An 8,327-nucleotide genomic window follows, 5' to 3' on the forward strand; every position below is an offset into this window, starting at 1 on the left:
GCCAAGATCTTTCCTGCGCCGCAGCAAACGCGCAAAGCCTGACCAGAAAGGCGCTCGCGCTCGGTTCAGCTCATCAATTTCTGCATCAGCAACACGTTGTTTTTCAACAGAATCGGCGGGAAGCGGACTTTCGCTGCGGTTCGCACCAAGGTCTTCTACGCGGGCGAAACCCTTTTTGATCTCAACTTGGACAATGATCGCTTTCAGCCCAAAGCAGACATGCTCTGATCTGCACACTCCGCGAAAAACAGCAATTCAATGCGACAAAAATGAACTTCGGATTCGCAAATAACCTGGTCCTTTTTTAGGTCCCCGAACTGCAAGAGACCGATATGAAACAGCCAATTTCCGCAGCATTCTAAGACTCCTTCTGGATCAATTTTTATCACTTATAACAATGATTTATCAAGCAACGATGAGCTCTGGAAAGGCAGTGTCTCGCTGAGGGGGTCCCTGTACGGCACCTCAAAAATATTGGCGGAGCCAGCATCAACATGCCCCACCTTCAGGATCGGCAGTCGCCCCCATTCAAACACTGCTGGACCGCCTCTTTGTCAGATTTGCTCGGTCCATAAAAAAGCGAGCCACCGCAAGGTTGAACTTCAACAAAGTACTCGTCTTTCTCCTTGCGAAGGAAGGTGATCAAATTCTCTCCCGGTAAGATTTTCCCACATATGTCTTCCACACACTCGACCTCGAAAGTAACCGGGTGCTCGAAACGAGATGACTTGCCGCGCGAACCCAGCCACCGGCCTTTGAAAGATCCAGATGTTAGCATTCGCTTGCCAGGCTCTGCTACAAACTCCGGATCCTCCAACGTAAATTCGCCTTCCACAACAATATAGCTTTTCTCAGAAGCTTCAGCCGAATGAAAGCTGTCCTGAATGTCAGGCGGCAGGCAAGACAGTGCTATGGCGGCCCCAGGCAACATCGTTATGGTAATAGCCCCAAATAATTTCCAGTTGAGCATTTCTCACAACTCCTTTGTGCCAAACCAAAGCACTAATGGTGGGCCGCTGCCACGCTTGTGATGGTGTAAAGGTCAGACATGCCCGAGCTGCCCTGACCATACAGAATCTTGCCTCGATGCAGGTCCAGTTGGATTTTTACGTCACGAGATCTGTCATAGAGATAGATCGACCATTCGTCTCGATCGCTCTCCTCAAACTGGAAGCGTGGATTTCCATCAGCTCCGCCCTCAGTCCATGAAGTCGCGCCATCCCATGTGAACATGCCGCCGTCAAAAAGGACTTGGGCAGCATTGAATCCGTTGGCTGCGCCAAACTTCCCGTTTGTGCTTGTGTCAGGTTGCCCGACATAGGGCTGCAGGGCAGCACATTTGTCCAGAACCCCTACCAGATCATGCTGAGAACACATGATGCCGCCCCACTGAAATCCTGTGTCGCCGTTGGTAAGACGAACGGCAAACCATTCATACCCATTCATGAAGGCACCGGTTCGACCTAGGATAGTGAGATCGTCGTTTTGCCGCAGCGAGCCGGTCTGTTCGTAATTCATACCTGGACCAGAACGCACTTTGCCGCCGTAAGATAGTCCGGCTTGTGGCAAGCTTTTAGCATGGGAAATAGATGCGAAACATCCGAGGGCCGCAACGGCGGTAAGTACCGATTTCATCTGAATCATTTCCTTTTAAGTGGTTTCAGACAAAGTTGCGGAGCGAAGGTGGGCAGTCAAATTTTTTGAGCAACCAACATAAGTTTGGTTGTCATTAAACCACAGCGCCACCTTATTAGGCCAAGTCAGGGAGATGGTTGTTTAGCAGTCGTCCGCAGGCAACATCACAATGTTCGAATAGCGACCTTCAGATGTTGTAACTGCCGCGCAGGCGCCGGTTTCACGATTGAACCAGTAGTTTGTGAGGCCGTCGTTTCGGATGATTTCATAGCCAAGGTTTTGAATTCCGAGTTCCGCTTGTCCCGCGCGTGCGCCTTGAAACGGAGTGAGATCGGTGGTGCTTCCTACAGCTGGCGCCGAACTGGTCGCGCCTTCGTCGCAAGCGGCAAGCAGGAAAAGCGGAATTGCGATGGCTGTGGTGCGCATTTTTAACATGTCTTTTTCCTTGAAATAGCGAATGGTAAAAAATTTCGCGGTTTAACGATTAAGTTATGAAACGCTGCGAAAAAAGTGAGCTTTTCTTTCGCACCGGTCAAGAGATTTGCGTCATGCGAAATACGACCGAGAGCCCGTCGTTACACTGGCACTGCAAAAGATGCCACGCATCTAAACGCCAGAGTTGGAACTTAGTCATTGAGAGGTGGCGAGCATTCGCGTGTGGTTGCCATCAATGCAATCAAAGCGTTGTCAGACACAACGTTGATGATAACGTGAGGTGAATTGGGAAAGGACAACCACACTTCTTGCCATAGGAGTTTTCCATGAATTCAAAGATGTTGTGCTGCACAGTTTTTGGCAGCCTGATTGCTACAGCCGCACTGGCGGTGACAGACGCGGACAACGCCTGTATCGATCATCTCCGCGAAGTCGGAGGACCGGATGGCAAGTCTGGAACAATCGAGAGTTCAATGGGCTCGGAAGCCGGCACGCTTGTGATGTTGCGGGACGCGGGCAACACGCTATGGCGTTGCATTGCGTATAAGGACGGAACAATTGGAGAAATGTCCGTCGTCGACGCCGCGGATGATGGCCAGGGTGCGATGTCTGGATCAGACGGTGCCACCACCCAACAACGTGTCAAATTCGCGGCCGGATCGACTGGCGCTGAGTTGACCGGCACGCTGCAACCCGGCGCATCCGGCCAGTATGTTCTGGGCGCAAAAAACGAACAATTCCTCTACGTGCGCGTGGCGCCACGCAATGGCGCGCTGGACTACGTGATACGGAATCCTGATGGCTCAGAGTTGTTGGGGCTGATGACGTCGGAGAAGGAATATCGTGGCCAGCTCTGGCAAACTGGCGATCATGTTGTGGAAGTCATCAACCGAGGGTCCTCTTCAGTGGAATACAACGTGATTTTTGGCATTGAATAACACAAATCCAAGTATTCGCCGTTCGTGGAGTTGAATGAACTGCCCGCAAAGACGCAATACAAGTTTAAGGGAAAACGAAATGCACGTTGATCTGATTCACGCCGCTGTAATCGTGGTGGCTTTGGTTCTGACCAATATTGTCTTGAAGGCAACAGGAGTGGTTGGCGATGACGATACACATCGTTGGAGTTGGAAGAGATTCCTCGCGTATTTCGTTGTTGTCGCGGTGATCAACATAGTTTGGCCCATGTGAGCAACGGTTCGGGTAATTTTGCTGCACCTTAGTTTTGGGGAGTTGAGCATTGAAATTGGTTACATTGATTGCGGCGATGATTGTGACGGCGACCGCATCTCTTGCAGATGTGACAAGTCGCAGTGGAGGGCCGTCTGAAAAAGCGATGATTGCGCGTGGCGGCGATGGCGGGATCGAGGGTGTCGCGTTCTTCCGACCGGTATTGAGCGGCGTTCTATACCGATCTGGCTTTAAAGGGGGGGACAAGTCCCGCACTGGCCTTTCCGGCAATCAGAGAAGCGCGTTGTGCTCTGCTGGGTTTTCGAGCGGGTTTTATGCCGACTTTGGCAAAAACACCGAATACGGCGCGACCAATTGCACGGGCGGAAACTTCGACTATCAAAGCGCCCGATCTTCCAGACCCGCTAACGTCATGCAGGCAATCTATGACGTAGTACAGAATCCCGAAAAAGGTCCTGTTCTCGTGCATTGCATGTGGGGCGTACATTCTTCAGGTGCGCTGTCGGCCATGGCCTTGGTGCAATTCTGCGGCTGGTCCGAAGAGCGCGCGAAAATGTACTGGGACAAGGCCCGCAATGGTGCCCCCTGTTCCGGAGGGTGCGATCAGTGGATAGACGCGAAGTTTTCCAATTTCTCTTTGAGCTCCAAGTTGATGATTTCAAAGGAGCAACAAGCCGCCATTTGCCCAGAGTAGGACCAAAAGATGCTCCGAAGTATCGCACTCGCATGTCTTTTCCCGACATTGGTTTCGGCCAATGACTCGGTGATCGGTTCAGAAAGGACCTTCATGAGCCCAAACGGGCTGACAGAGAAATGCGTGGCGATCACAGCGATCCCAAACGGTGTTTACTCCGAACATGATCTGAAGCTGGAAAAGTCCTACTGCACTGTCGATTTGTATGCGCCGGACATTGCGCTTTGTCCGAAAACCTGGAGCACGAGCCCAGGGACAGCTGTCTACGATATTTCAGAAGGGCCCTACGTTGGTGAGCGTGCCGAGTTTGAACGCAACGCCTGCAAAGAGGGCAAATCTGCCAGTAGCCTGTCCAAGGATAGAATTCTGAAATTTAAACAGACTATGAACCAAAAAGGCACCAGCGGCACGTTCTCGACCTCGTCGCTGATGTATTACCATTTTTCGCGTTACTTCGACACGACGGTTAAGGTCCCTGTTGCGGTTTGGCGATCTATGGACGCCCAAGCGCATCTAACCGAGGTCGCCTCGCCAGGCCTTGCAATCTCGGGTGGACGTCATGGCGGGCGGATGAACCACGAGGGCTGGCGTGTTCTGGTCGCGGCAGATCAGAACCCGGAAACCTATCGACCCACCGACGAGTTGTTCACGGCGGACAGACAACAAATTTATGGCGTGCTGCTCGACAGTCCCGGACATCGCTATGGGTCTGAAATCAATGGAACCCGCAAATCGGGATGGGGTAAGGGCCAGAACAGGGATTTTCAACAAACACCTGCGTTTTTGGCTTTGCGTTCAGAGCTGCCGCTTACCGAAGCAATAGCCGAAGGACTGAAAGAAGGCCGCAAGGATCGTCAAATTAGCAAGGATCTTGGCGATGACGTTGACGACCGTCAAATGGCATTCTGGATGCAAGAATTGACGGAAATCGTCCTTTTAGACTTCATTTTTAGCCAGCAAGACCGCGTCGGCAACATCGACTTCACCCCTTATTGGTACTGGGTCGACGGAACCGATTTGAAGCACAAAAAGGCCAAGCATCATGTGGCAGGTAAGGAGGGTATTCCAGACGCGGCAATATTAGTTCGACGCACCAATCTAAATGACAACGATGCTGGTGGAAAGGTCGCCTACGCCAATTTTGCTAAGTCCACGCAAATGCTTGAGAAGTTGCGCCATTTCAACGCCGAGGCGTATGGCAAACTGGTTAAGTTGGATGACGATTTGCAAAATGGTGGCGAGATTTTCAACTGGCTTTCAACAAGTCTGGGTTTAAGCGAACGGCAAGTTCAGCAAGTTGTCCGAAACACACGTTTGGCCACTTCAATCCTGCAGAAAACTTGTACTTCGGGAGATATGATTTTTGACCTGAATGCCTCGGCGTTCTTCGTGACTGGTCGGGCCGAGGCCGCGGAGGTCCCCTGTGTTTCGGAATAGACCAAGGTCATTGTGGGGCGCGTTGGCGGTTTTTCTCTTGCTGTGCAAACCATCTCTGGCGCTTGATGTCATAGTCATTTCTGATTTGAACGGCAGCTATGGTTCCACACAATATAGCGAGCGGGTTGGTGCAGCTGTGTCGCGTATAATCGAGCTGGACCCGGATCTTGTCATTTCGACCGGCGATATGGTGGCAGGGCAGCGTAAACCTGTGTTGTCTGAGAAAGACGTATTGGCCATGTGGCGCTCCTTTCATGCTCAGGTCTCAGATCCACTCAAAAAGGCAGGTATTCCCTTCGTTGTAACTCCCGGAAATCACGATGCGTCTGCGTATGGGGGCTTTGAACGGGAGCGGGAGATATTTGCGCGCGAGTGGCGTGCCCGAAAACCACAACTGAATTATCTGGACGACGCTGATTACCCCTTTTTCTATGCCTTTGAACTGGAAGGGGTTGTGTTTGCATCATTGGATGCAACAACTTTGGGGCCTTTGTCCGGCGGACAAAATGAACGTATCGCGGACCTTTCCAACGACGGAAACCCAATGGTCACTTTCAGCCATCTACCGCTCTGGCCATTCGCACAGCAACGGGAGAAGGAAATCATTGGGGATCCGCTTCTGGAACGCGTTTATCAAGCGAACGGGGTCGTTTTACATCTTTCGGGACATCACCACGCCTACTTTCCAGGATGGAAAGATGGCATTGCCTATATTTCGCAGGCCTGTCTGGGAGGTGGTTCAAGAAAGTTAATCGGTGAACAGAGGCGTTCCGAACATAGCTTTACCCAACTTACTTTTGCACCAGATGCAACATTCTCTGTAGAAGCCCTTAAGGCGCCGGACTTCCGTTTGGCGGTTGAGAACGAAACACTTCCGAGCGAGATAAGCTCACCCAAAGCTGTTTTGCAGCGACTGGATCTAATCTCGCCTTAAAGGGTCACTTTGACCTCTACGCTATTGGAAACGGTCTGAGCAATCTTCGTTTCAAGCTGCGCTTCCTGAATTCTTTCATTTGCCAAAAACAACAAATCAACGCGCGCTTTCCCCGGTGTTTGGTGCTTGTTGATAAGTTGCCAGCCAGCGGTAGAGGCAAACAGCTGAATGGATTGTGCGGCTTCTTCAGCTTCCGCGACATCTTGCCCGCGCACGGATAGGCTGACGCTTGTTTTCCGCCCGCTCAGCCAGATAAAGCTCCATGCGGTCAATGCTACGCACAAGGCCATAACCGGCAAACCCAGGCCGACTGCCAGACCAAGGATCGTCACCAAAATCATCTCAACAGTGTCGATTGGGTCATCCAGATTGGACCGAAAGCGCAGAAGTGCCCCAATCCCAAAAACGACAAACCCAATCATTGAACCGTGCTGAACAACCAGAAAGCCGACGACCATCCCGATCAGGGCGTAAAGGAAGAACAGCTGAGGCATCATCAAGTCGTTCGCGTTTCGGCGCCGTCCTCTGCGAACCGGATGGAAAACCAACAAGGCTGTAAACGCGACAACCGCAGCCACATTGAAGAGAAAATACAGCAGTTCTTCTGTGCCCTGGAATTGCGCCCAACTCTGTCCTATCGAGATTTCCTCACTCGCGGACTCTGCCAAGAACTCTGCTGGATCCATCTGCGCCAAGAGCAAAGCGGGACAAGCTGCAAGTATCACTGAAAGCAGAAGTCTTGGTACGTTCATTTTGCATTCTCCAGCCAGTTTGGAAAACCCTACCTATACATTGAACCTCGCTCCAACTGTTTCCAGTCCCCGCTACCAAACGTTGCCATTTTAACCGGCATCCACCAAGCTATCTCCCAACTAAACGAGATACGGAGTGCCTAAAAAACGAAATGAAAGTTGTTTCTTCCACTCCATTTGGGCTTTTGGTGTTCGGCTTCTTCATGTTCGTCTCTGTTGGTTCCAGCAAAGGAGAAACTCTTAAATTGCTGGACAGTTTCGAAGTGAGGGACAAGCACAAAGGCTATTCCGAACCATCGGGTTTGTCCCCTTCTTCTGTTGAGGGTCTTTTCTGGACGGTCAGCGATGCGGATGCAAAGTTGCACTTGTTGACCAGCGATGGCGATTTGAAGAACGCTTTTCATTTGCCTGAGAATTTGGGGGGCGATCTTGAAGCCGTTGCATCGCGTCCAGACGGTAGCGTCTTATTAGTGCAAGAGCGTGATTGGGCAATCACCGTCCTAAAGCCGACAAGCCCTATTTCACTAGAAAGGATCCTCGTAAGGCGAATGAGTGGGTTTGGGAGATATGCGCATTTATTTCGCGCCAACCCCTCAAACAAAGGTCCTGAAGGTATAGCTGTGGATTCTGAGACGGGAACAGTCTTCCTTGCGATAGAAGGCGAACCGCGCGTTTTACTGACACTTGCACCTGAACTGAACGAAATCGTCAATGCGACTGTTTTGTCCCAAGACAAGGGGTTTGCGTCGGTCAAAGCCAAAGATGGCGAACTCGACATCAGTGGTCTGGCGTGGTCCCAATTTAGTAACACGCTTTGGATGTTGAGCGACACAGGCAAGTGCGTTTTCGTGTTCGATCCCAAAACAAACACGGCGGAACGGATTGATTTGAAGTTTCACAAAGCCGGAGAAAAGATTTGGGTGAAAAACGCGGAAGGCGTCGTGGTTGATGAGGAAGCCCGGCGAATGTTCATCCTTACAGATGACGGAAAAGACTCGCGCCTGCTTGTTTTTGAAAGACTATAGTGTTTTCCGGGGAACAGAGTCTGGCGGGCTTGTTGTTTACTCAGAAGCTTGCCTCTTTACGATTGCGAACTTTGTAAAGTGGGTAGTCGAGTGTCTGTGACCTGCTCCCCCTAGAGTCCGCGTTTATAGGTTAGCTCTGTTCAGGGTTTGGTCCTCTCTTGACCGTTGGTGATACTCCCACGGGGTGAGCCCGTCGAGGCTCGAATGCGGGCGGTGGTGATTGT

10 protein-coding genes are annotated in these 8,327 nt (G+C 51.3%); 6 read left to right on the forward strand and 4 right to left on the reverse strand.

The window, feature by feature from the left end; genetic code table 11:
- Nucleotides 1-505: 505 nt before the first annotated feature.
- The 3 genes from J7413_RS20195 to J7413_RS20205 form a co-directional block, all read right to left on the reverse strand.
- On the reverse strand, nucleotides 506-970 hold the full coding sequence (locus tag J7413_RS20195) for a hypothetical protein (protein WP_209101779.1): 465 nt from the start codon (nucleotides 968-970) through the stop codon (nucleotides 506-508).
- A gap of 32 nt (nucleotides 971-1,002) precedes the next feature.
- On the reverse strand, nucleotides 1,003-1,635 hold the full coding sequence (locus J7413_RS20200; protein ID WP_209101781.1) for an SH3 domain-containing protein: 633 nt from the start codon (nucleotides 1,633-1,635) through the stop codon (nucleotides 1,003-1,005).
- A 141-nt stretch (nucleotides 1,636-1,776) separates the two neighbouring features.
- A complete protein-coding gene (locus J7413_RS20205; protein WP_209101784.1) occupies nucleotides 1,777-2,070 on the reverse strand; it encodes a hypothetical protein in 294 nt (97 codons plus the stop codon).
- A gap of 326 nt (nucleotides 2,071-2,396) precedes the next feature.
- Between J7413_RS20205 and J7413_RS20210 the strand changes: the two genes are divergently transcribed.
- From J7413_RS20210 to J7413_RS20230, 5 genes are all read left to right on the forward strand, one after another.
- Nucleotides 2,397-3,008 carry a hypothetical protein gene (locus tag J7413_RS20210; protein WP_209101786.1) on the forward strand — a complete coding sequence of 204 codons (612 nt, stop codon included), beginning with the start codon at nucleotides 2,397-2,399 and terminating at the stop codon, nucleotides 3,006-3,008.
- Nucleotides 3,009-3,087: 79 nt separating this feature from the next.
- Nucleotides 3,088-3,261: a hypothetical protein gene (locus J7413_RS20215; protein ID WP_209101789.1), complete on the forward strand. Its 174-nt coding sequence runs from the start codon at nucleotides 3,088-3,090 to the stop codon at nucleotides 3,259-3,261.
- 49 nt (nucleotides 3,262-3,310) lie between these two features.
- Nucleotides 3,311-3,955: a hypothetical protein gene (locus tag J7413_RS20220; RefSeq protein WP_209101792.1), complete on the forward strand. Its 645-nt coding sequence runs from the start codon at nucleotides 3,311-3,313 to the stop codon at nucleotides 3,953-3,955.
- A gap of 9 nt (nucleotides 3,956-3,964) precedes the next feature.
- Nucleotides 3,965-5,392 carry a hypothetical protein gene (locus J7413_RS20225; protein WP_209101795.1) on the forward strand — a complete coding sequence of 476 codons (1,428 nt, stop codon included), beginning with the start codon at nucleotides 3,965-3,967 and terminating at the stop codon, nucleotides 5,390-5,392.
- 22 nt (nucleotides 5,393-5,414) lie between these two features.
- Nucleotides 5,415-6,326, forward strand: coding sequence for a metallophosphoesterase (locus J7413_RS20230; protein ID WP_209101797.1), 912 nt, complete (start codon nucleotides 5,415-5,417; stop codon nucleotides 6,324-6,326).
- Here the strand turns inward: J7413_RS20230 and J7413_RS20235 are convergent.
- Nucleotides 6,323-7,078 (reverse strand): hypothetical protein, encoded by a 756-nt coding sequence (locus J7413_RS20235; RefSeq protein ID WP_209101800.1) that lies wholly within the window; start codon nucleotides 7,076-7,078, stop codon nucleotides 6,323-6,325. The genes J7413_RS20230 and J7413_RS20235 overlap by 4 nt on opposite strands.
- A 152-nt stretch (nucleotides 7,079-7,230) precedes the next feature.
- On the opposite strand from J7413_RS20235, the gene J7413_RS20240 reads away from it, so the two are divergent.
- On the forward strand, nucleotides 7,231-8,103 hold the full coding sequence (locus tag J7413_RS20240; RefSeq protein ID WP_209101802.1) for an SdiA-regulated domain-containing protein: 873 nt from the start codon (nucleotides 7,231-7,233) through the stop codon (nucleotides 8,101-8,103).
- Nucleotides 8,104-8,327 lie beyond the last annotated feature (224 nt).

This window comes from Shimia sp. R10_1 (genome assembly GCF_017744095.1).
GTDB lineage: Bacteria > Pseudomonadota > Alphaproteobacteria > Rhodobacterales > Rhodobacteraceae > Shimia.